Genomic DNA, 22,351 nt, shown 5'->3' with positions numbered 1-22,351 from the left:
GCTCGCGCAGCTCCCGGAACAAAGGGAAATACTTTGGACATGAAGGCCATCATTCGACGCAACGCACTGCGGGCTATACCTAAGACGTCAACTGAATCCAAGGACGGACGATACATGCGCCAACAAGGTTTTACCCTGATCGAGCTGCTGCTCGGGCTGATCGTGAGCGGCATACTGGCCAGCCTGGCAACTCCGAATTTCAGGGGATTGCTGGAATCACAACAGCGACACAGTGCGGCGCAATCCTTGACCGCAGGCCTGCGCTACGCGCGCACTGAAGCCATCGCCCGTAACCAGCCGGTAGTCATTCATGCGCGGGAAGACGACTGGAGCCAGGGCTGGCGGGTCATTGTGGATATAAGCGGGCGCGGCTACCTGGATGACGACAACCCCGTGCTGCAGGAGCATCAGGATAACGGTCGTGTGCCAATAGTTGGCAATGGGCCGGTCAAGAGCCAGGTGCGCTTCAGCGGATTGGGCGAACCGGTGTTTTCAGGAGGAGGTTTTCGCGCTGGCACCGTGCACGTATGCGCCACGGAGCAGGCGCAGAGCCTGTATCAGGTCGTACTGGCGCCCAGCGGGCGCATCAGCCTGCGCAGCGAGCGTGCCGAGCAGGCGTTGTGCCGGAGCTACTCCGGCACACAGGTACTCAGAGCAGCGAGCGAACCCGCAGCTCCTTGGGCATGGAGAAGGTGATGTTCTCTTCACGGCCAGCCAGCTCATCGGCACCAGTGGCGCCCCAGGCATGCAACTGCTGGATAACGCCGCGCACCAGCACTTCCGGGGCCGATGCACCCGCCGTGATACCGATACGCTCGACGCCATCGAACCAGCTGCGCTGCATGTCTTCGGCGCCATCGATCAGGTACGCCGGGGTTGCCATGCGTTCAGCCAACTCGCGCAGGCGGTTGGAGTTGGAGCTGTTAGGGCTGCCGACAACCAGAACCACGTCGCATTCGTCGGCCAGTTGCTTGACCGCGTCCTGCCGGTTTTGAGTGGCGTAGCAAATGTCGTCCTTGCGCGGGCCACCAATGGCCGGGAAGCGACTGCGTAGCGCGTCGATCACGCGGCTGGTGTCGTCCATGGACAAGGTGGTCTGGGTCACGAATGCCAGGCGCTCGGGGTTTTGCACCTGCAGGCTGGCGACGTCTTTTTCGTCTTCCACCAGGTAAATCGCCCCGCCATTGCTGGCATCGTACTGGCCCATGGTGCCTTCGACTTCCGGGTGACCGGCATGGCCGATCAGGATGCACTCTCGACCGTCACGGCTGTAGCGAGCGACTTCGATATGCACCTTGGTCACCAGCGGGCAGGTGGCATCAAAGACTTTGAGGCCACGGCCTGCCGCTTCGGTACGCACAGCCTGGGAAACACCGTGGGCGCTGAAGATGACAATGACGTCGTCCGGCACCTGGTCCAGTTCTTCGACAAAGATGGCGCCACGTGCGCGCAGGTCTTCGACCACGAATTTGTTGTGGACGACTTCATGGCGCACGTAAATCGGCGGCCCGAAGACTTCCAGGGCGCGGTTGACGATTTCGATCGCCCGGTCCACGCCGGCGCAGAAGCCACGGGGGTTGGCGAGTTTGATTTGCATGCTGTGCCTCGTGTCTTGCAGCTATTTGGGTTCAAGCTTGACGCTAACCCACCTGACAATAGAGATCAAAGGTGGGAGCGGGCTTGCTCGCGAATGCGGTGGGTCAGTAAATAAATCTGTTGACTGACACTCAGCATTCGCGAGCAAGCCCGCTCCCACACTTTTAACCGCGTCGTTGATCAGAGCGCTTTAACGTCGATGATTTCAACATCAAAGGTCAAGGTTTTACCGGCCAACGGGTGATTGAAGTCGATGGTCACTTGCGCGTCATCGAAGGTTTTCACCACACCGGGCAATTCGGTATTCGCCGCATCGTTGAAGATCACCAGCAGGCCTTCCGACAGGTCCATGTCCTGGAACTGCGAACGCGGGATGATCTGCACGTTTTGCGGGTTGGGCTGGCCAAAGGCGTTTTCCGGCAGGATCTGCAGGGTGCGCTTGTCGCCGGCCTTGAAGCCGAACAGGGCCGCTTCGAAACCCGGCAGCAGGTTGCCATCGCCGACCTTGAAGGTGGCCGGGGCTTTGTCGAACGTGCTGTCGACCGTATCGCCATTCTCCAGGCGCAGTGCGAAATGCAAGGTGACTTCCGTGTTCTGGCCGATGCGTTGCTCAGCCAATACCTGATCAGTCATTGACGGTCTCTCCGGTTTTCTTACTTTTGAACATGTCCAACGCCAGCATGATTGCACCGACGGTGATGGCGCTGTCGGCAAAGTTGAACGCCGGGAAGTACCAGCGGTTCTGCCAATGCACCAGGATAAAGTCGATCACATGGCCGAGGGCAATGCGGTCATAAAGGTTGCCCAGCGCACCGCCCAGTACCAGCGCCAAGGCGATTGCCAGCCAGGTGTCATCACGGCCAAGACGCTTGAGCCACACCACCAGCACCGCACTGACCACCACGGCGATCAGGGCGAACAGCCAGCGCTGCCAGCCGCCGCCATCAGCCAAAAAGCTGAAAGCGGCGCCGGTGTTGTAGGCCAGGGTCCAGCTGAAGTAATCCGGGATCACCACAATCTGCTGGAACATCTGCAGGGAGCCCTCGAAATGAGCCTTGCTGACCTGGTCGATGACCAGGACCAGCAGACTCAATACGAGCCAGCCCAGACGTCCGAAACGGCTGGCATCAGGCATAGTGGCGAACCTCACCAGCACCCGAGATGTTGTCGACGCAGCGACCACAGATTTCCGGATGCTCAGGGTTCACGCCGACGTCTTCACGGCAGTGCCAGCAACGGGCGCACTTAGGGAAGGCCGATTTGACCACTTTGAGCTTGAGGCCCGGCACTTCGGTGGCGACCGCGTCCGCCGGGGCCTGGGCGAATGGCGCCAGGCTCGCGGTAGAGGTGATCAGCACGAAGCGCAGTTCGTTGCTCAGCTTGGCCAGGTCGGCGGTCAGGCCTTCTTCGGCAAACAGGGTGACTTCGGCTTGCAGGTTGCCACCGACGGCCTTGGCCGCGCGTTGCACTTCCAGCTCCTTGTTCACCGCAACCTTCACGGCCATCACGCCTTCCCAGTACTCGCGGCCCAGTTCGAAGTCGGCCGGCAGTTCGGTCAGGCCTTCGTACCAGGTGTTGAGCATCACGGACTCGTTGCGCTCGCCCGGCAGGTATTCCCACAGTTCGTCGGCGGTGAAGGCCAGGATCGGCGCGATCCAGCGCACCAGCGCTTCGGAGATGTGGAACAGCGCGGTCTGCGCCGAACGGCGCGCCTTGCTGTTGGCGCCGGTGGTGTACTGGCGGTCCTTGATGATGTCGAGGTAGAAACCACCCAGCTCCTGTACGCAGAAGTTGTGGATCTTCGAGTACACGTTCCAGAAGCGGTATTCGCCGTAGTTTTCCTGCAGCTCGCGCTGCAGCAACAGGGTGCGGTCCACGGCCCAGCGGTCGAGGGCGAGCATGTCCTCGGCCGCCAGGATGTCGGTGGCCGGGTTGAAACCGGTCAGGTTCGACAGCAGGAAGCGTGCGGTATTTCGGATGCGGCGGTAGGCATCGGCGCTACGGGCCAGGATCTGGTCCGATACGGCGATTTCTCCCGAATAGTCGGTCGACGCTACCCACAGACGCATGATGTCGGCGCCCAGGGTGTCGTTGATCTTTTTCGGCTCGATCACGTTCTTCAGCGACTTGGACATTTTGCGGCCCGTCTCGTCGACGGTAAAACCGTGAGTCAGCAGTTCGCGGTACGGCGCGTGGTTGTCGATGGCGCAACCGGTCAGCAACGACGAGTGGAACCAGCCACGGTGTTGGTCGGAGCCTTCCAGGTACAGGTCGGCACGCGGGCCGGTTTCGTGACCCATCGGGTGCGAGCCGCGCAGCACGTGCCAGTGGGTAGTACCCGAGTCGAACCACACGTCGAGGGTGTCGCTGATCTTGTCGTACTGCGGCGCTTCGTCGCCCAGCAGTTCGGCGGCGTCCAGCTTGAACCAGGCTTCGATGCCTTCCTGTTCAACGCGCTGGGCCACTTCTTCCATCAGTTCGACGGTACGTGGGTGCAGCTCGCCGCTTTCCTTGTTCAGGAAGAACGGGATCGGCACGCCCCAGTTACGCTGGCGGGAGATGCACCAGTCCGGACGGTTGGCGATCATCGAGTGCAGGCGTGCCTGGCCCCAGGCCGGGACGAACTGGGTGTCTTCGATGGCTTTGAGCGAGCGGACACGCAGCGTGTCGCCGCTGGTCGGCTCTTTGTCCATGCCGATGAACCACTGCGCAGTGGCGCGGTAGATCAGCGGGGTCTTGTGGCGCCAGCAGTGCATGTAGCTGTGCTGGATGGTGGCTGTTTGCATCAGCGCACCGACTTCACGCAGCTTTTCGATGATCGGCTGATCGGCCTTGAAGATGAACTGGCCGCCGAAGAACTCCAGCGAAGGCACATAGACGCCGTTGCTTTGCACCGGGTTGATGATGTCGTCGTTGACCAGGCCGTACTTCTTGCAGATCACAAAGTCGTCTACGCCATAGGCAGGCGAGCAGTGAACGATACCGGTGCCCGAACCCAGCTCAACGTAGTCAGCCAGGTACACCGGCGACAGGCGGTCATAGAACGGGTGGCGGAAGTTGATCAGTTCCAGCGCGGAGCCGGTGGTGGTGGCGATCACCGAACCTTGCAGCTCGTAGCGGGCCAGGCACGACTCGACCATTTCCTCGGCCAGCACCAGCAGGCGATCACCGACGTCCACCAGGGCGTAGGTGAACTCCGGGTGCACGTTCAGCGCCTGGTTGGCCGGAATGGTCCACGGGGTGGTGGTCCAGATCACGATGGCGGCTGGCTTGGCCAGCGAAGACAGGCCAAAGGCCTCGGCCAGCTTGGCGTCGTCGGCGATCGGGAAGGCCACGTCGATGGTCGAGGACTTCTTGTCTTCGTACTCGACTTCCGCTTCAGCCAGGGCCGAACCACAGTCGAAGCACCAGTTCACGGGCTTGAGGCCCTTGAACACGAAACCGCCCTTGACGATTTCGGCCAAGGCACGGATTTCCCCGGCCTCGTTCTTGAAGTTCATGGTCTTGTAGGGGTTGTCCCACTCGCCCAGCACGCCCAGTCGGATGAATTCGGACTTCTGCCCCTCGATCTGCTCGGTGGCGTAGGCACGGCACAGTTCGCGGGTTTTATCCGCGCCCAGGTTCTTGCCGTAGGTCACTTCGACTTTGTGTTCGATCGGCAGGCCGTGGCAGTCCCAACCCGGCACGTACGGCGCGTCGAAGCCCGACAGGGTCTTCGAGCGCAGGATCATGTCCTTGAGAATCTTGTTCAGCGCATGACCGATGTGAATCGTGCCGTTGGCATAAGGAGGGCCGTCGTGCAGGACGAATTTCGGACGATCCTTGCCAATTTCGCGCAACTTTCCGTACAGGCCAATACTGTCCCAGCGCTGCAGGATCTGCGGTTCGCGCTGTGGCAGGCCGGCCTTCATTGGGAAGGCGGTGTCCGGAAGGTTTAGCGTGGCTTTATAGTCGGTCATTTAAGGCTCTTCGGTTAGCGATGGGCGCTAGGTGCGGCTAGTGCACGGGCGGCGGCGACATCCGCATTGATCGCCGTTTTCAACGCCTCAAGGGAGGCGAAACGCTGCTCTTCACGCAGCTTCTGGTGGAAAACCACCGTCAAACGCCGGTCATACAGATCACCGGCAAAATCCAGCAGATGTACTTCCAGGTGGGCCTTGCCATCACCTGCAACCGTGGGCCTGACGCCTATGTTGGCGACTCCGGGCCACGATTGGCCGTCGATGTCGACGCTCACCAGGTAAACCCCGGTCAGCGGCACACGACGGCGCTTGAGTTGCACGTTGGCGGTTGGCGTGCCCAATTGGCGCGCCAGCTTCTGGCCGTGCAGGACCCGTCCGGCAATGCGGAACGGGCGGCCGAGCAACCGCTCGGCCAAGGCGAAGTCGGCAGCAGCCAGCGCGTTACGCACCTGGGTACTGCTCACGCGCAGGCCGTCCAGTTCGACGGTTTGTGCGGCTTCGACGGTAAACCCCTGGTTGACGCCCGCATGCTGCAGGAAATCGAAATCCCCGACGCGGTCGCAACCAAAGCGGAAGTCGTCACCGACCTCCAAATGCTGCACGCCCAGGCCATCAACCAGGATACGGTCGACGAACTCGGCGGCGCTCAGGCTTTGCAAACGCTGGTTGAAGGCCAGGCAGAGGACACGGTCCACGCCCTCTTCAGCCAGCAATTGCAGCTTGTCCCGCAAGCGGGCCAGGCGGGCTGGCGCGGTCTCGGGGGTGAAGTATTCCCGCGGCTGTGGCTCGAAAATCACCACGCAGCTGGGCACGCCCAACTCGACCGCGCGTTCGCGCAGCCGAGCCAGGATAGCCTGGTGGCCACGGTGAACACCGTCAAAGTTGCCAATAGTGGCGACGCAGCCCCGATGCTCGGGGCGCAGGTTGTGGAGACCTCGAACCAGCTGCATAACGCGCTTCTTGCTCATAAAGTGGTCGATTATAACCACACCCGGCCCCGGACGACAGGCAACAGCACAGGCCAAATGGATCGAATCGATAAAACAACCGTTTTATCGCGGCAAACTCTCTAACCCAGGGACTTGCGATTGAAATCCCGCAGGCGGAAGCCTTGCAGCAGCAACATCCCGAAGTACACCACCACGCCCGCGACGACCAGCACGCCAAGACGCATGAAGCGCTCCAGCATATGGCCTTCATCCCATGCCGGCATGAAGTGCATCAGGCCCAGCAGCACGGCCGACATCATGGCCACCGCCACCAGCAACTTGAGGGCAAACAGGCCCCAGCCTGGCTGCGGCTGGAACATCTGCTGCTTACGCAATTGGTAAAACAACAGCCCGGCGTTGATGCACGCACCGGCACTGATCGCCAGCGCCAGGCCGGCGTGGGCCAGCGGTCCGATAAACACCAGGTTGAGCAGTTGCGTGACGATCAGCGTGAAAATCGCGATTTTCACCGGCGTACGGATGTTTTGCTGGGCATAGAAGCCGGGAGCCAGCACTTTGATCACGATGATGCCGAGCAGCCCGACGGAATAGGCGACCAGCGCGTGCTGGGTCATCAAGGCGTCATGGGCATCGAACTGACCGTATTGAAACAGCGACACGGTCAACGGTTCGGCCAGGATCCCCAGCGCCAGCGCACATGGCAGCACCAGCACAAAGCACAGGCGCAACCCCCAATCGAGGATGCGCGAATACTCCTGGCGATCCTTGCTGGCGTAAGTGCGCGCCAGGGTTGGCAGCAGAATCGTGCCCAGCGCCACGCCCAGCACGCCGGACGGCAATTCCATCAGGCGGTCGGCGTAGTACATCCACGACACCGAGCCTGAGACCAGCAGCGAGGCGAACGCGGTATTGATGATCAGGGAAATCTGGCTGACCGACACACCGAGGATCGCTGGCAGCATATTGCGCATCACGCGCCATACGCCGGTGTCCTTGAGGTTCAGGCGCGGCAAGACAAGCATGCCAATCTTTTTCAGGTGCGGCAGTTGGTAGAGCAATTGCGCCAGGCCGCCGGCCAGTACCGCCCAGCCCAGGGCCATCACCGGTGGATCAAAGTAGGGCGTAAGGAACAGCGCGAAGATGATCATGCTGACGTTCAGCAGGGTCGGCACAAAGGCCGGCACCGAGAAACGGTTCCAGGTATTGAGGATCGCACCGGCCAGTGATGACAGGGAGATGAGCAATATATAAGGAAAGGTCACGCGCAACAGGTCGCTGGTCAGCGCGAATTTTTCCGGGGTATTGGCAAAACCGGGCGCCGTGGCCCAGATCACCCAGGGCGCGGCGAGCATGCCGAGCACGGTCACCAGCACCAACACCAGGGTCAACAGGCCCGAAACGTAAGCAATAAAGGTGCGGGTGGCTTCTTCGCCCTGCTGGGTCTTGTATTCGGCCAGGATCGGCACGAAGGCCTGGGAAAACGCGCCTTCGGCGAAGATCCGCCGCAGCAGGTTGGGCAGTTTAAAGGCAATAAAGAAGGCATCCGTGGCCATGCTGGCGCCGAAAATGCGCGCCAGCAGCGTGTCGCGTACAAACCCCAGAACCCGGGAGATCATCGTGATAGAGCTGACGGCGGCCAACGATTTGAGCAGATTCATTGAAAGAGTTTGCGCCTTTAGATAAAGAGCAGGCGAACAAAGCGCCTACTTATGCGATACTGCGCGCCTGCAACAGCACAGAGCCAAAGCTCGCGAGTTTACAGGTCAAGCGCCGGAAATAAATCACCCGCCTCTTCAGATCGACCACTCAGCAGTTCGCATCAGCCGCCCTTGACAACACATCAAGTCATCGGCATGATTCGCGGCCTATTTTGTTTGCTATTTCCTAAAAAGTCTTTCGAGGAGCTCGACGGTGGCCAACACACCTTCCGCCAAAAAACGTGCAAAACAGGCTGAGAAGCGTCGCAGCCACAACGCCAGCCTGCGTTCCATGGTTCGTACCTACATCAAGAATGTAGTTAAAGCCATCGACACCAAAGACGCTGAAAAAGCTCAAGCAGCTTACGTTCTGGCTGTGCCAGTTATCGACCGCATGGCCGATAAAGGCATCATCCACAAGAACAAGGCCGCTCGTCATAAGAGCCGTCTGAATGGCCACATCAAGGCTCTGAGCGTCGCTGCTGCAGCCTAAGTGGTAACAACTGCATCGCAACCCAGGTTGTGAAACAGTTAAGAAATGCCCCGTACCGAAAGGTCCGGGGCATTTTTGTTTGTGCCCACACTGTAGGAGCGAGCTTGCTCGCGAAAAACCAGAGAGCGCCGCGTACATTCCGCATGCCCGCGTCATCGTTAACGATTTTCGCGAGCAAGCTCGCTCCTACAAGGATTATCGGCAGGCAAAAAAAACGCCCCGAACCAGTCGGGGCGTTTTTGCTAGCAACTGATCAATACATCAATCAGTGCTGGTGACCACCTTCACCGTGGACGTGGCCGTGGGCCACTTCTTCCTGGGAAGCGTCGCGGATAGCAACGATCTTCACTTGGAAGTTCAGGCGCTGGCCAGCCAGAGGGTGGTTGCCGTCGACAGTCACGTCGTCGCCGTCCAGGTCACGGATAGTCACGATCTGCATTTGGCCGTCCGGCGCGGAAGCGTGGAACTGCATGCCCACTTCCAGCTCGTCAACGCCTTCGAACATGCTGCGGCTCAGGGTGCTGACCAGTTCGGCCGAGTACTCGCCGTAGGCATCTTCAGGTTCTACGGCAACAGTCAGTTCATCACCGACGTTCTTACCTTCCAGGGCCTTTTCCAGGCCTGGGATGATGTTACCTGCGCCTTGCAGGTAGACCAGCGGCGCGCCGCCGGCGGAGCTGTCGATGACCTCACCAGCGTCGTTGGTCAGGGTATAGTCGATGGAGACAGCCTTGTTAGCGGCGATCGTCATGGGGCGAGACCTTTTGCATAAGAATGAAGAACGGACAAGTCTAAACAAGGATTTGCCCGAAAGCGAACAGAACCCGGACAGACGGGACCGATCAACGGCATCCTTCATCATTGGGTTCCACCAGGACGACGATCAACACTGGGTCGCCGAGCTCTCTTGCGGCCACACCCAACACCTGCGTCACCAGCCACCCTGGCAGTCCCGCGCCTGGGTACTCGACCCCGCGCAACGCCTTGAAAAAATAGGCCAGCCCTTTGCCTGCGGCTGGTGTGCGCAAGCACACGAATAACGATAACCTTGGCGCCTGATTCCCGGTAGACGTTCAACCATAGAACCTCACCGAAGCCATGCACCTTCAGAGAATTCGCATGCAGACTTTTTTTATCGCGCCCACCGATTTTGGTGTGGGTCTGACCTCCATCAGCCTGGGGCTGGTGCGTACCCTTGAGCGGGCCGGGCTGAAAGTCGGGTTCTTCAAGCCGATTGCCCAGCCGCACCCCGGCGATACCGGCCCCGAGCGCTCCACCGAGCTGGTGGCGCGTACCCACGGCCTCAAGCCGCCACAGCCGCTGGGCCTGGCCCACGTAGAGCGCATGCTCGGCGACGGCCAACTCGATGAGCTGCTCGAAGAAATCATCACGCTGTACCAGCAAGCCGCCGTGGGCAAGGACGTGCTGATCGTCGAAGGCATGGTGCCAACCCGCAGCGCCAGCTATGCGGCGCGGGTCAACCTGCACCTGGCCAAGAGCCTGGATGCGGAAGTGATCCTGGTCTCGGCCCCGGAAAACGAAGTGCTCACCGAACTCTCGGGCCGTGTGGAATTGCAGGCGCAACTGTTCGGCGGCCCCAAAGACCCGAAAGTCCTCGGCGTGATCCTCAACAAGGTGCGCACCGACGAAAGCATGGAAGCCTTCGCGGCGCGCCTCAAAGAGCATTCGCCCCTGTTGCGCAGCGGCGATTTCCGCCTGCTCGGCTGCATTCCCTACCAGCCTGAACTCAACGCCCCACGCACCCGTGACGTGGCCGACCTGATGGGCGCACAGATCCTCAACGCCGGCGACTACGAAACCCGGCGCATGACCAAAATCATCATCTGCGCCCGTACCATGCGTAACACCGTGGAGCTGCTCAAGCCCGGCGTACTGGTGGTGACACCCGGCGACCGCGACGACATCATCCTCGCCGTCAGCCTCGCCGCGATCAACGGCGTGCCCCTGGCCGGCCTGTTGCTGACCAGCGACACCCTGCCCGACCCGCGCATCATGGAATTGTGCCGTGGCGCATTCCAGGCCGGGCTGCCGGTGTTGTCGGTGAGCACCGGTTCCTACGACACGGCGAACCAGCTCAACAGCCTCAACAAGGAAATCCCGATTGATGACCGCGAACGCGCGGAGATCATCACCGATTTCGTCGCCAGCCATCTGGATGCGCGCTGGCTGCACCAACGTTGCGGTACACCACGGGAGATGCGCCTGTCGCCAGCGGTGTTCCGCTACCAGTTGATCCAGCGCGCCCAAGCCGCCAACAAGCGCATTGTATTGCCCGAAGGCAGCGAGCCACTGACCGTGCAAGCCGCCGCCATCTGCCAGGCGCGAGGCATTGCCCGCTGCGTGTTGCTGGCCAAGCCGGCGGACGTGGAAGCGGTCGCCCGCGCCCAAGGCATCGAGTTGCCCGAAGGCCTGGAGATCCTCGACCCGGACCTGATTCGCCAACGCTATGTCGAGCCGATGGTGGCGCTGCGCAAGAGCAAGAGCCTCAACGCGCCGATGGCCGAGCAGCAGTTGGAAGACACCGTGGTGATCGCCACCATGATGCTCGCGCTGGATGAAGTGGATGGCCTGGTCTCCGGCGTCATCCACTCCACCGCCAACACCATCCGCCCTGCCCTGCAGCTGATCAAAACGGCGCCGGGCTGCACGCTGGTGTCGTCGGTGTTCTTCATGCTGTTCCCTGAACAGGTGCTGGTGTACGGCGACTGCGTGATGAATCCGCACCCAAGCGCCGCCGAATTGGCGGAAATTGCCTTGCAGAGTGCCGACTCGGCGGCGGCATTCGGCATCACCCCGCGCGTGGCGATGATCAGCTACTCCAGCGGCGATTCGGCCAGCGGCGAGGAAGTGGAAAAAGTCCGCGAAGCCACCCTGCTTGCCCACGAGCAGCAAAGTTCGCTACTGATCGACGGCCCGTTGCAATACGACGCCGCCGCCAACGAAAACGTCGCGCGGCAACTGGCGCCCAACAGCCAGGTCGCCGGCAAGGCCACGGTGTTCGTGTTTCCCGACCTCAACACCGGCAACACCACCCACAAGGCCGTGCAGCGCAGCGCTGACTGCGTGAGCCTGGGGCCGATGCTGCAAGGCCTGCGCAAACCGGTCAACGACCTGCCGCGCGGCGCCCAGGTAGACGATATCGTGTACACCATCGCGCTCACCGCGATCCAAGCCGCCAACCGACCTATGGATATCTAAATGCTGGATTTTCTACCTGCCGCCGTGCGCGGGGTGATCGCTTCGTTGTTGTTGGCAGTGAACACGATCCTGTTGTGTTCATTCCTGTTCATCGTCGCGCTATTCAAGGCATTGCCGTTTGCCAAGCGTTTCAGCGAATGGCTGATGAACCACACCCATGAGGCCTGGGTCACCAACAACAAGGGCTGGATGAACCTGGTGCGGCGCACGCGCTGGCACCTCACCGGCCTGGAAGGTCTGGACTATCAGCACTCATACCTGGTGACCAGCAACCACCAGAGCTGGGTCGACATCATGGTGCTGCAATACGTGCTGAACCGCCGGATTCGTCCGCTGAAGTTCTTCCTGAAGCAGGAGCTGATCTGGGTGCCGGTGATTGGCCTGGCATGGTGGGCCCTGGGCTTTCCGTTCATGAAGCGCTACACCAAGGCCTACCTGGAAAAACACCCGGAAAAGAAAGGCAAGGACCTGGAAACCACCCGCAAGACCTGTGCGAAATTCCGCGACAACCCGGTGGGCATTTTCAACTTTGCCGAAGGCACCCGGTTTACCCCGGGCAAGCATGCGCAGCAGAAGTCGCCATTTCGCTACCTGCTCAAGCCCAAGGCTGGCGGGATTGCGTTTGTGCTGGATGCCATGGGTGAGCAGTTGAAGTCACTGGTGAACGTGACCATTCACTATCCGGCTGGGCGTCCTGGGTACTGGGATTTGCTGTGCGGGAATGTGCAGGATGTAGTCGTGCAGTTCGAAGAGGTGCAGATCCCAGCCGAGTTCATTGGCAAGAATTATGAGCAGGATGGGGAATACCGGACAGCGTTTCAGGGTTGGATCAATAAGCTGTGGGAAGACAAGGATGCGCTGCTAGATAAGTTGCACACTGATTTTCCGGCCTAAGGACTGTAGGAGCGAGCTTGCTCGCGAAGAACGTCAACGATAACGCGGGCATTCTGGATGCATGCGGCGCTCTCAGGCTTTTCGCGAGCAAGCTCGCTCCTACAGGAATTCGCCGCCTAAAAAAGCCCGCCACCGAGTGATCGATGGCGGGCTTTTTTGTGGCCGCGAGGGTTAGATCGCGCCGCGCTGACGCAACAGCTCCAGCACTTGCTTGACGCTTTCTTCCAACGACAAGGCCTGGGTGTCGATTACCAGGTCGGCATTCAACGGCACGTCATACGGGAAGGACTCGCCAGGGATGTTATCCCCACCCGCCGCGTACAGGCCCTGCGGATCACGCTCGGCGCACACCAGCGGCGACGCTTGCACGTACACCGTCAGCAGACGATCAGCGCCGATCAGCGCCTTGGCCTGTTCGCGGCCTTCGGCATCCGGGGCCACGAACGCGGCCAGGGTCAGCAGGCCGGCTTCGTTGAACTGACGCGCCACATGGGCGGCACGACGCCAGTTCTCGGTACGGCCGGCCCGATCCTGCGGCAAGCCCTTGTTCAAGTCGTGACGCAGGTTCTGGCCATCCAGCACAAACACCGCACGGCCCATATCGAACAGCTTGCGCTCAACCGCGTAGGCCAAGGTGCTCTTGCCAGCACCCGACAGGCCGCTGAACAGCACGGTGGCCGGTTGTTGGCCAAAGCGCAGTGCGCGCTCTTCAGTGGCCACATGAGCCAACTTGCCGTGTTGCGCCGAGCTGCCGTGGGTGACCGGCGGCGCGATGATCATGCCCGCCGCCACGGTGCCGTTGGTCAAACGATCAATGACAATGAACGCGCCAGTGGTGCGGTTGCTGTCGTAACCGTCCAGGGCGATGGCAGCGTCGAGGCTGACTTTGACCCGGCCGATCTCGTTCAGTTGCAGCGAACTCGCCGGACCTTCGGCCAGGGTGTTCACGTCCACGCGATGCACGATGCTGGTGATGGAACCCGGCACGTAGCTGGTGGCGCGCTTGATGTCGTATTTCTTGCCCGGCAGCATCGGTTCTTCGGCCATCCACACCAGCATGGCGTCGAAGGCGTCGGTTACCTGCGGCACGTTGTCGGCATGTACCAACAGGTCGCCACGGGAGATGTCGATCTCGTCTTCCATGGTCAGGGTCACGGCCTGGCCTGGGCCGGCGTGTTCCAACTCACCTTCAAAGGTGACGATGGATTTGACGCGGCTGCTCTTGCCCGACGGCAGCACCACGACTTCGTCGCCTTTGTGCACGATGCCGCTGGCCAGGGTGCCAGCGAAACCGCGGAAGTTCAGGTTCGGACGGTTGACGTACTGCACCGGGAAACGCAGGTCGGTGTAGTTTCGGTCGTTGGCGATCTCGACGGTTTCGAGGATCTCCATCAACGACTGCCCGGTGTACCAAGGCGAACGCTCGCTCTTGTTCACCACGTTGTCGCCCTTGAGCGCCGACATCGGTACGAACGCCAGGGTGCTCGGCTTGAAGGCGATACCGTCGGCGAACTTCAGGTAATCGGCCTTGATCTGCTCGAATACGCTCTGGTCGAAGCCATTGATGTCCATCTTGTTGACGGCCACCACGATGTGCTTGATGCCCAGCAACGAGGCGATAAAGCTGTGGCGACGGGTCTGGGTCTGCACGCCATAACGCGCGTCAATCAGGATGATCGCCAAGTCACACGTGGAGGCACCGGTGGCCATGTTGCGGGTGTACTGCTCATGGCCGGGGGTGTCGGCGATGATGAATTTGCGCTTGGCGGTGGAGAAGTAGCGGTAGGCAACGTCGATGGTGATGCCTTGCTCACGCTCAGCCTGCAGGCCGTCGACCAGCAGTGCCAGGTCGATATCATCGCCGGTGGTGCCGGACTTCTTCGAATCGCGGGTGATGGCTTCCAGGTGATCTTCGTAGATCATCTTGGAGTCGTGCAGCAGGCGCCCGATCAGGGTGCTCTTGCCGTCGTCGACGTTGCCGCAGGTCAGGAAGCGCAACATTTCCTTGCGCTCATGCTGGCCCAGGTAGGCGAGGATGTCCTCGCTGATCAAATCAGATTGATGCGACATGACAGCCCCTTAGAAATAGCCTTGACGTTTTTTATCTTCCATCGAGCCTGCACCATCGTGGTCGATGACACGGCCCTGGCGCTCGGAAGTTCGCGTCAGGAGCATTTCCTGAATGATGTCCGTCAGCGTCTCGGCTTCGGACTCCACCGCGCCCGTCAACGGGTAGCAGCCAAGGGTACGGAAACGTACTTTCTTTTTGACGATTCGGGCTTTGTCTTCGTCAGACAAGTGTTCGAGGATGCGGTCGTCGTCGATCATGATCAACGTGCCGTTCTTCTCGATCACTTCACGCTCGGCGGCGAAGTACAGCGGCACGATCGGGATGCCTTCCAGGTAGATGTACTGCCAGATGTCCAGCTCGGTCCAGTTGGACAGCGGGAACACGCGGATGGACTCACCCTTGTTGACGTTGCCGTTGTAGACGTTCCACAGCTCGGGACGCTGGTTTTTCGGGTCCCAGCGGTGTTTGCTGTCGCGGAACGAGTACACGCGCTCTTTGGCGCGGGATTTCTCTTCATCGCGACGGGCACCGCCGAAGGCGGCGTCGAAACCATGCTTGTCCAACGCCTGCTTGAGGCCTTCGGTCTTCATGATGTCGGTGTGCTTGGCGCTGCCGTGGGTGAAGGGGTTGATGCCCTGCGCCACGCCGTCCGGGTTCACGTGGGTGATCAAGTCCAGGCCCAGCTCCTCGACCATCTTGTCGCGGAACTTGTACATCTCCTGGAATTTCCAGCGGGTGTCGACGTGCATCACCGGGAACGGCAGCTTGCCCGGGAAGAAGGCCTTGCGTGCCAGGTGCAGCATCACGGCGGAGTCTTTACCGATCGAGTAGAGCATCACCGGGTTGTCGAACTCGGCGGCGACCTCGCGGATGATGTGGATGCTTTCCGCCTCCAGCTGTTTCAGATGCGTCAGTTTGTCGACCATGGTTACTCACGGAAAAACGATCTTATGGACGGCCAGCGGGCCGTGTTCGAGCGGGGCATGCTAGCACAGCACCTGCTTCTATTCAGGGAGCCAGCTAGATCGAAACGGTATATGAATATGCCCCCAGGTTTGGCCCTCAAATCGGGTTGGGGCAATCGATGAACAAATGCTCCAAGGCAAAGCGCCGCGCCAGGTAATCGCCCAGGGCCTGCACCCCATAGCGCTCGGTGGCGTGGTGGCCGGCGGCAATGAAGCTGATGTCGTTTTCGCGGGCGCTGTGGAAGGTTTGCTCGGAGGCTTCGCCGCTCAGGTACAGGTCGACGCCGGCGGCAATCGCCTGGTCGATGTAGCCCTGGCCACCGCCGGTGCACCAGCCGACACGGCGGATCATCTCGCTGCCTTCGATCAGCAGCGGTTCGCGGCCCATGACTTCCTGCACGCGGCGCGCGAAATCACGGGGCGACAGGGGCTCGGCGAGGGAGCCGACCAGGCCGACGATCTTGGGGTTGCTCGGGTCCAGCGCGCCTTCGACGGTGATGTCGAGTTGACGGGCAAGTTGCACGTTGTTGCCGACGTCGGGGTGCAGGTCCAGCGGCAGGTGGTAGGCCAGCAGGCTGATGTCGTGCTTGAGCAGCGTCTTGAGGCGACGCTGTTTCATGCCAGTGATACAGGGGTTTTCGCCTTTCCAGAAATAGCCGTGGTGCACCAGGATCAGATCGGCCTGGGCTTCGACGGCCGCGTCCAGCAGGGCCTGGCTTGCGGTCACGCCGCTGACGATGCGCATCACTTGCGGGCGACCTTCGACCTGCAGGCCGTTGGGGCAATAATCGGCAATTTTGGCGCTGCCGAGGTAGCGGTCCGCTTCCTCGACGAGGGTGGTAAGGGGGACGGCCATAAAAGACTCCTAAATATCCCGTTCGCAGGCGTCACAGCCTCGTATAATGCGCGACATTATGGGCGCTCTCTCGCCCCCTGCAACCTGTCAGGACTTACTTGATGCTCAAGGCGCTGCGTTTTTTTGGATGGCCATTGTTGGCTGGCGTGCTGATCGCGATGCTGATCATTCAGCGTTACCCCGAGCTGGTGGGCCTGCCCAGCCTGGATGTGAACCTGCAACAGGCACCGCAGACCAGCGCGGTGGTGCAAGGCCCGGTGACTTATGCCGACGCGGTCACCATCGCCGCCCCGGCGGTGGTCAACCTGTATACGACCAAGGTCATCAACAAACCGGCGCACCCGCTGTTTGAAGACCCGCAGTTCCGCCGCTACTTCGGCGACAACGGGCCCAAGCAGCGGCGCATGGAATCCAGCTTGGGTTCGGGCGTGATCATGAGCCCCGAAGGCTACATCCTCACCAACAACCACGTGACCACCGGCGCCGACCAGATTGTGGTGGCCCTGCGTGACGGACGCGAAACCCTGGCCCGCGTGGTGGGCAGCGACCCGGAAACCGACCTCGCGGTACTGAAGATCGACCTGAAAAGCCTGCCGTCCATCACCCTTGGCCGTTCCGATGGCTTGCGTGTCGGCGATGTGGCGCTGGCCATCGGCAACCCGTTCGGTGTGGGCCAGACCGTGACCATGGGCATCATCAGTGCCACCGGGCGTAATCAGTTGGGCCTGAACAGCTACGAAGACTTCATCCAGACCGATGCCGCCATCAACCCGGGTAACTCCGGCGGTGCGCTGGTGGATGCCAATGGCAACCTGACCGGTATCAACACGGCGATTTTCTCCAAGTCCGGCGGCTCACAGGGCATCGGTTTTGCGATCCCGGTGAAGCTGGCGATGGAAGTGATGAAATCGATCATCGAGCACGGCCAGGTAATCCGTGGCTGGCTGGGGATTGAAGTACAACCGTTGAGCAAGGAACTGGCCGAGTCGTTTGGCTTGACCGGACGCCCAGGCATCGTGGTCGCCGGGATCTTCCGCGACGGCCCGGCGCAGAAAGCCGGCCTGCAACTGGGCGATGTGATCCTCAGCATCAATGGCGAACCGGCGGGTGATGGCCGTAAGTCGATGAACCAGGTGGCGCGGATCAAGCCGACCGACAAGGTGGCGATCCAAGTGATGCGCAACGGCAAAGAGATCAAGTTGCTGGCGGAAATCGGGCTGCGTCCGCCGCCTGCACCGGTCAAGGAGGAGGAATAACCCGTCACCCACAGGTGCTCGTACGCGGGCACCTGTAAGCTTATATTTCAAAGCAATTCATTCTCATTGGTCATGTTATATTGTTTCAATATCGCTATTGGAACGCTCTATCATGCCGTCTCGAAGAATCGCCCCCTTGGCTGGCCTGGCCTTGGGTTTGCTGCTCGACCCCGCCTACGCCGAAGAAAACACCCTGGAACTCGACGCCATCAGCGTCACCACCGACGTCTATGAGTCCAGCACCGGGCCCGTCAAAGGCTACCGCGCCACCCGTTCGGCCAGCGCGACAAAGACCGACACCGCGATTCGTGACATCCCGCAATCCATCAGCATAATTCCTGCCACGGTGCTCAAAGACCTGGGCAGCACCAACGTGGAACGCGCCCTGGAATTTGCCGGCGGCGTGTCCAAGCAGAACAATTTTGGCGGCCTGACCCTCTACGAATACAGCGTACGCGGCTTTACCACGTCGGAGTTCTATCAGGACGGCTTCAGCGCCAACCGTGGCTACCCGAGCACACCGGACGCGGCGAACATCGAGCGCATCGAAGTGCTCAAAGGGCCCGCCGCCAGCCTGTATGGCCGTGGCGATCCTGGCGGCACCGTGAACATCGTGACCAAGAAGCCCCAGCCTGAAGCCTTCACCACCCTGCAAACCAGCGCCGGCAGTTGGGACCGCTATCGCACCGCCTTGGACGTCAACACCCCGCTGGACAGCGAAGGCAAGGTACTGACGCGGGTCAACCTGGCGGTGGAAGACAACCACAGCTTCCGCGACCACGTGCAGAGCAAGCGGGTATTCGTCGCGCCTTCGTTCAGTTGGCAATTGGACCCGGACACCAGCCTGCTGGTGGAAAGCGAATTCGTGCGCCACAGCTCCACCTTCGACCGTGGCATTGTCGACGCCCCCGGCGTATCCCGCTCCACCTTTCTCGGTGAACCCAACGACGGCGATATCGATAACCACAACAACCGCATTCAGGCGACCCTCGAACACCACCTCAACGACGCCTGGAAACTGCGTCTGGCCAGCCACTACAAGCAAGGCAGCCTGTGGGGCGACGCCTCGGAAAACCGCGCACTGAACGCCGACGGCCACACCGTCAACCGCCGCTACCGCGAACGCTCGACGGGTTGGCACGACAGCATTACCCAGTTGGAACTGCGCGGCCTGTTCGACATTGGCAGTTGGCAGCACGAATTGCTGGTCGGCACTGAATACGAGGATTACCGCAAGAAGGAGCGCGTCACCGCTATTGCCGGCAGCCCGTACGCCATCGATATCTACCGCCCGGTCTACGGCCAGCCCAAACCCAACGGCACGCGCTCGGGTACCGACTTCTTCGAACAGACCAAAAGCCACGCGCTGAACCTGCAGGACCAGATCATCTTCACTGACCGCCTGCGCGGTATGGTCGGTGCGCGCTTCGAGCATTTCGAGCAGAGCATCGACGACTTCACGCGCAACCATGCCAAGAGCCAGCAGACCCACGACGCCTTTACCCAACGCGCCGGCCTGCTGTATCAGCTCACACCGCAGGTGGGGGTGTTCGCCAACGCCTCCACATCGTTCAAGCCCAACAGCGGCCTGGACGCCAACAACAAGTCCTTCAAGCCCGAAGAAGGGGTGGGCTATGAAGTGGGGATCAAGAGCGAGCTGTTCGACGACCGCCTCAGCGCCACCCTCGCCGCCTTCCATATCGAAAAGGAAAACGTACTGACCCTGGACCCGGCCACCAACCTCAATCGCGCCGTGGGCAAGGCGCGCAGCCAGGGTTTTGACCTGCAACTGACCGGGCAAGTGACCGATGCCGTACGGGTGATTGGTGCGTTTGCCTACATCGACGCCGAAGTCACCAAAGGCGATAAAGCCATTCCGGCCGGCAGCCGCATCCTTGGCGTGGCCAAGCGCAGCGGCAGTCTGTTGGGGGTTTATGAGTTCCAGGATGGCGCATTGCGCGGCTCAGACTTGGGCGCGGCGTTCACCTATGTGGGCGATCGTTCAGGGGAGGCCGGCACGAATTTCGAGTTGCCGGCCTACCACACCGTCGATCTGCTGGCCCATTACAAGGCTACGGAGAATGTCACGGTGGGCTTGAACCTCAACAACCTGTTTGATGAGAAGTACTACGAGCGGTCCTACAGCAACTATTGGATCAATCCGGGTGAGCCGCGCAATCTCACCCTCAGCTTGACCCTAAACCTCTAAACGCCTGCCTGTAGGAGCGAGCTTGCTCACGAAGACCCTGAGAGCGCCGCGTTAACTCAGAAGCGTGCGTTATCGTTGACGTCCTTCGCGAGCAAGCTCGCTCCTACAATGATTGCGGTGCCCGTTCGCAAAGGGTGGTCAGTGCCTTCGCCCACTGCGGGTCATCATTCAGACACGGCACCAGCACCAATTCCTCGCCTCCGGCCTCGCGGAACTGCTCCAGCCCGCGATCGCCGATTTCCTCCAGCGTCTCGATGCAGTCGGCAACGAACGCCGGGCACATCACCAGCAGCTTTTTCACGCCTTGCTGGGCCAGGGTTTCCAGGCGCGCTTCGGTGTAGGGCTCGATCCACTTGGCTCGACCCAGCCGCGACTGGAAGGCCACCGACCATTTATCCTCCGGCAGACCCATGCGCGCGGCAAAGTCGCGCGCCACGCTGAAGCACTGCCCGCGATAACAGGTGGCACGCACTTCAGGGGATGCGTTCACGCAGCAATCGGTGGCGCCGTCGAAGGTATGCCCAGGGTTGAGTTTTTGCAGATGGCGCTCAGGCAACCCGTGGAAGCTGAACAGCAAATGATCGTAGTCCTGCTGCAAGTGCGGCTTGGCACTGGCCACCAGGGCATCGAGGTATTCGGGTTGATCGTAGAAGGGTTGCAGGGTGGCAAATTGCAGGTCGAGTTTTTTCTCGCGCAGCACACGCCGCGCTTCTTCCACCACCGTGGTCACGGTGCTGTCGGCAAACTGCGGATACAACGGCGCCAAGGTCACTTTGCGAATGCCCTGGGCGGCGAGGCGCGTCAACACGCTTTCAATGGACGGCTCGCCATAGCGCATCGCCAACTCCACCGGGCCTTGGGTCCACTGCGTAGTCATCTGATGCTGTAAACGGCGGCTCAGCACCACCAACGGCGAGCCTTCGTCCCACCAGATGGATGCGTAGGCATGGGCCGACTGCTCGGGGCGCTTGATCAGGATCAGCGACACCAGCAAGCGCCGCACTGGCCACGGCAGGTCGATCACATAAGGGTCCATCAGGAACTGATTGAGGTAGCTGCGCACATCGGCCACCGAGGTGGATTTTGGCGAGCCCAGGTTGACCAGTAACAACGCGTGATCCGTCATGCAACATCCTATCTCTAGAGGCGGCTGGACAAGTCATCCAAGGCCGCACGCAACTCAGTGAACTGGAAAGTGAAACCAGCAGCCAGCAAGCGTTCGGGCACCGCCTTCTGCCCGCCCAGCAACAGGCCGGACAACTCGCCCAGGCCCACCTTCAATGCAAAGGCCGGCATCGGCATGAACGCCGGGCGGTGCAATACCTGGCCCAGGGTTTTCGCAAACTCGCGATTGCGCACCGGGTGTGGCGCGCAGGCATTATAGGGACCACTGGCATCAGGCTTGTGCAGAAGAAAATCAATCAGGGCGATTTGATCCTTGATATGCACCCACGGCATCCACTGCCGACCATTGCCGATCGGCCCGCCCAGCGCCAGTTTGAATGGCAGCAACAGCCGCGACAAAAAGCCGCCCTCGGCCGACAACACCAAACCGGTGCGCACCAACACAACGCGGATGCCCAAGGCTTCGGCGCGCTGCGCGGTTTCTTCCCAGGCAATGCACAGCTGGCTGGGGAAATCGTCCTGCACCGGGCCGCTGGCTTCGGTCAATTCGCGCTCGCCGCCGTCGCCGTACCAGCCCACCGCCGAACCGGAAATCAACACCGCTGGTTTTTGTTCCAAGCCCTCAAGCCACGCCAGCAAAGTTTCTGTAAGACTGATGCGGCTGCTCCACAACAGCGCCTTGCGCTTGTGGGTCCACGGGCGGTCAGCAATCGGCGCACCGGCCAGGTTAATGACCGCATCCACCGGGCCGATAACCTGTTGCAGGCGTTCGACACCGGCTACTTGAGCACCGCACCGCTTTGCAACCTGTTCCGGATGACGGCTCCACACCGTCAGCCGATGACCCTGCGCAAGCCAGTGGTGGCAGAGTTGGCGGCCGATCAACCCGGTACCGCCGGTCAGCAAAATGTGCATGGGATGTTCCTCATGTAACGTTCGCCGCCCATCGCTAGTCTATTTTATAAGCAGCGGGCGTGACGTTGGATTAAGCCTCTGCTTTAACCATAGGTCACGCCGTAAGAACAGGTAAGCCAAAACTTATACCAAAAAACAATATT

The 22,351-nt window shown here is 60.8% G+C and carries 19 protein-coding genes; 7 read left to right on the top strand and 12 right to left on the bottom strand.

The window, feature by feature from the left end; genetic code table 11:
- Positions 1-114 precede the first annotated feature (114 nt).
- On the top strand, positions 115-696 hold the full coding sequence (locus CI807_RS10680; protein WP_095014651.1) for a GspH/FimT family pseudopilin: 582 nt from the start codon (positions 115-117) through the stop codon (positions 694-696).
- Here CI807_RS10680 and ispH read toward each other — a convergent pair.
- From ispH to murJ, 6 genes are all read right to left on the bottom strand, one after another.
- On the bottom strand, positions 650-1,597 hold the full coding sequence (ispH, locus tag CI807_RS10675) for a 4-hydroxy-3-methylbut-2-enyl diphosphate reductase (protein ID WP_095014650.1): 948 nt from the start codon (positions 1,595-1,597) through the stop codon (positions 650-652). The genes CI807_RS10680 and ispH overlap by 47 nt on opposite strands.
- 179 nt (positions 1,598-1,776) lie before the next feature.
- Positions 1,777-2,214, bottom strand: a complete 438-nt coding sequence (fkpB, locus tag CI807_RS10670) for an FKBP-type peptidyl-prolyl cis-trans isomerase (RefSeq protein ID WP_010213263.1) — start codon at positions 2,212-2,214, stop codon at positions 1,777-1,779.
- Between the two features lie 7 nt (positions 2,215-2,221).
- On the bottom strand, positions 2,222-2,731 hold the full coding sequence (lspA, locus tag CI807_RS10665; protein ID WP_033896991.1) for a signal peptidase II: 510 nt from the start codon (positions 2,729-2,731) through the stop codon (positions 2,222-2,224).
- Positions 2,724-5,555 carry an isoleucine--tRNA ligase gene (gene ileS, locus CI807_RS10660; RefSeq protein WP_095014649.1) on the bottom strand — a complete coding sequence of 944 codons (2,832 nt, stop codon included), beginning with the start codon at positions 5,553-5,555 and terminating at the stop codon, positions 2,724-2,726. The genes lspA and ileS overlap by 8 nt, the downstream gene beginning before the upstream one ends.
- A 14-nt stretch (positions 5,556-5,569) precedes the next feature.
- The gene (ribF, locus tag CI807_RS10655; RefSeq protein WP_010213269.1) at positions 5,570-6,508 is read right to left on the bottom strand and encodes a bifunctional riboflavin kinase/FAD synthetase; all 939 of its coding nucleotides are present in this window, start codon (positions 6,506-6,508) and stop codon (positions 5,570-5,572) included.
- 119 nt (positions 6,509-6,627) lie between these two features.
- Positions 6,628-8,166, bottom strand: a complete 1,539-nt coding sequence (gene murJ / locus CI807_RS10650; RefSeq protein ID WP_095014648.1) for a murein biosynthesis integral membrane protein MurJ — start codon at positions 8,164-8,166, stop codon at positions 6,628-6,630.
- Between the two features lie 253 nt (positions 8,167-8,419).
- Between murJ and rpsT the strand changes: the two genes are divergently transcribed.
- Positions 8,420-8,698, top strand: a complete 279-nt coding sequence (gene rpsT / locus CI807_RS10640; protein WP_016976313.1) for a 30S ribosomal protein S20 — start codon at positions 8,420-8,422, stop codon at positions 8,696-8,698.
- A 265-nt stretch (positions 8,699-8,963) separates the two neighbouring features.
- On the opposite strand, the gene CI807_RS10630 is transcribed toward rpsT, so the two are convergent.
- Entirely contained in the window at positions 8,964-9,449 is a 486-nt protein-coding gene (locus CI807_RS10630; RefSeq protein WP_016976314.1) for a peptidylprolyl isomerase, read from the bottom strand.
- On the opposite strand from CI807_RS10630, the gene CI807_RS10625 reads away from it, so the two are divergent.
- The 3 genes from CI807_RS10625 (at position 9,448) to CI807_RS10615 (ending at position 12,811) form a co-directional block, all read left to right on the top strand.
- Entirely contained in the window at positions 9,448-9,738 is a 291-nt protein-coding gene (locus CI807_RS10625; RefSeq protein WP_033896987.1) for a DUF3565 domain-containing protein, read from the top strand. The two genes, CI807_RS10630 and CI807_RS10625, sit on opposite strands and share 2 nt — an antisense overlap.
- A 79-nt stretch (positions 9,739-9,817) precedes the next feature.
- Positions 9,818-11,917, top strand: coding sequence for a phosphate acetyltransferase (gene pta, locus CI807_RS10620; protein WP_033896986.1), 2,100 nt, complete (start codon positions 9,818-9,820; stop codon positions 11,915-11,917).
- Positions 11,918-12,811, top strand: a complete 894-nt coding sequence (locus CI807_RS10615) for an acyltransferase (RefSeq protein WP_095014646.1) — start codon at positions 11,918-11,920, stop codon at positions 12,809-12,811.
- A 171-nt stretch (positions 12,812-12,982) separates the two neighbouring features.
- On the opposite strand, the gene cysN is transcribed toward CI807_RS10615, so the two are convergent.
- The 3 genes from cysN to CI807_RS10600 form a co-directional block, all read right to left on the bottom strand.
- Positions 12,983-14,881, bottom strand: coding sequence for a sulfate adenylyltransferase subunit CysN (gene cysN, locus CI807_RS10610; protein WP_078046804.1), 1,899 nt, complete (start codon positions 14,879-14,881; stop codon positions 12,983-12,985).
- Positions 14,882-14,890: 9 nt separating this feature from the next.
- The gene (gene cysD / locus CI807_RS10605) at positions 14,891-15,808 is read right to left on the bottom strand and encodes a sulfate adenylyltransferase subunit CysD (RefSeq protein WP_005784641.1); all 918 of its coding nucleotides are present in this window, start codon (positions 15,806-15,808) and stop codon (positions 14,891-14,893) included.
- A 136-nt stretch (positions 15,809-15,944) separates the two neighbouring features.
- Positions 15,945-16,703 (bottom strand): Nif3-like dinuclear metal center hexameric protein, encoded by a 759-nt coding sequence (locus tag CI807_RS10600; RefSeq protein ID WP_095014645.1) that lies wholly within the window; start codon positions 16,701-16,703, stop codon positions 15,945-15,947.
- A gap of 101 nt (positions 16,704-16,804) precedes the next feature.
- On the opposite strand from CI807_RS10600, the gene algW reads away from it, so the two are divergent.
- Positions 16,805-17,959, top strand: coding sequence for a Do family serine endopeptidase AlgW (gene algW / locus CI807_RS10595; RefSeq protein ID WP_095014644.1), 1,155 nt, complete (start codon positions 16,805-16,807; stop codon positions 17,957-17,959).
- A 112-nt stretch (positions 17,960-18,071) separates the two neighbouring features.
- Complete coding sequence (locus CI807_RS10590) at positions 18,072-20,168, top strand: TonB-dependent siderophore receptor (protein ID WP_095014643.1); 2,097 nt, start codon at positions 18,072-18,074, stop codon at positions 20,166-20,168.
- 103 nt (positions 20,169-20,271) lie between these two features.
- Here CI807_RS10590 and hemH read toward each other — a convergent pair whose 3' ends face one another.
- Together hemH and CI807_RS10580 are read right to left on the bottom strand one after the other, a co-directional pair.
- On the bottom strand, positions 20,272-21,294 hold the full coding sequence (hemH, locus tag CI807_RS10585; RefSeq protein WP_095014642.1) for a ferrochelatase: 1,023 nt from the start codon (positions 21,292-21,294) through the stop codon (positions 20,272-20,274).
- A 14-nt stretch (positions 21,295-21,308) separates the two neighbouring features.
- A complete protein-coding gene (locus CI807_RS10580; protein WP_095014641.1) occupies positions 21,309-22,208 on the bottom strand; it encodes a TIGR01777 family oxidoreductase in 900 nt (299 codons plus the stop codon).
- Positions 22,209-22,351: the final 143 nt, after the last annotated feature.

The organism is Pseudomonas sp. NS1(2017), assembly GCF_002269425.1.
GTDB classification, from domain to species: Bacteria; Pseudomonadota; Gammaproteobacteria; order Pseudomonadales; family Pseudomonadaceae; genus Aquipseudomonas; species Aquipseudomonas reactans.
Note: the sequence above shows the minus strand (reverse complement) of the source record. Positions and strands in the feature narration are given on the sequence as shown.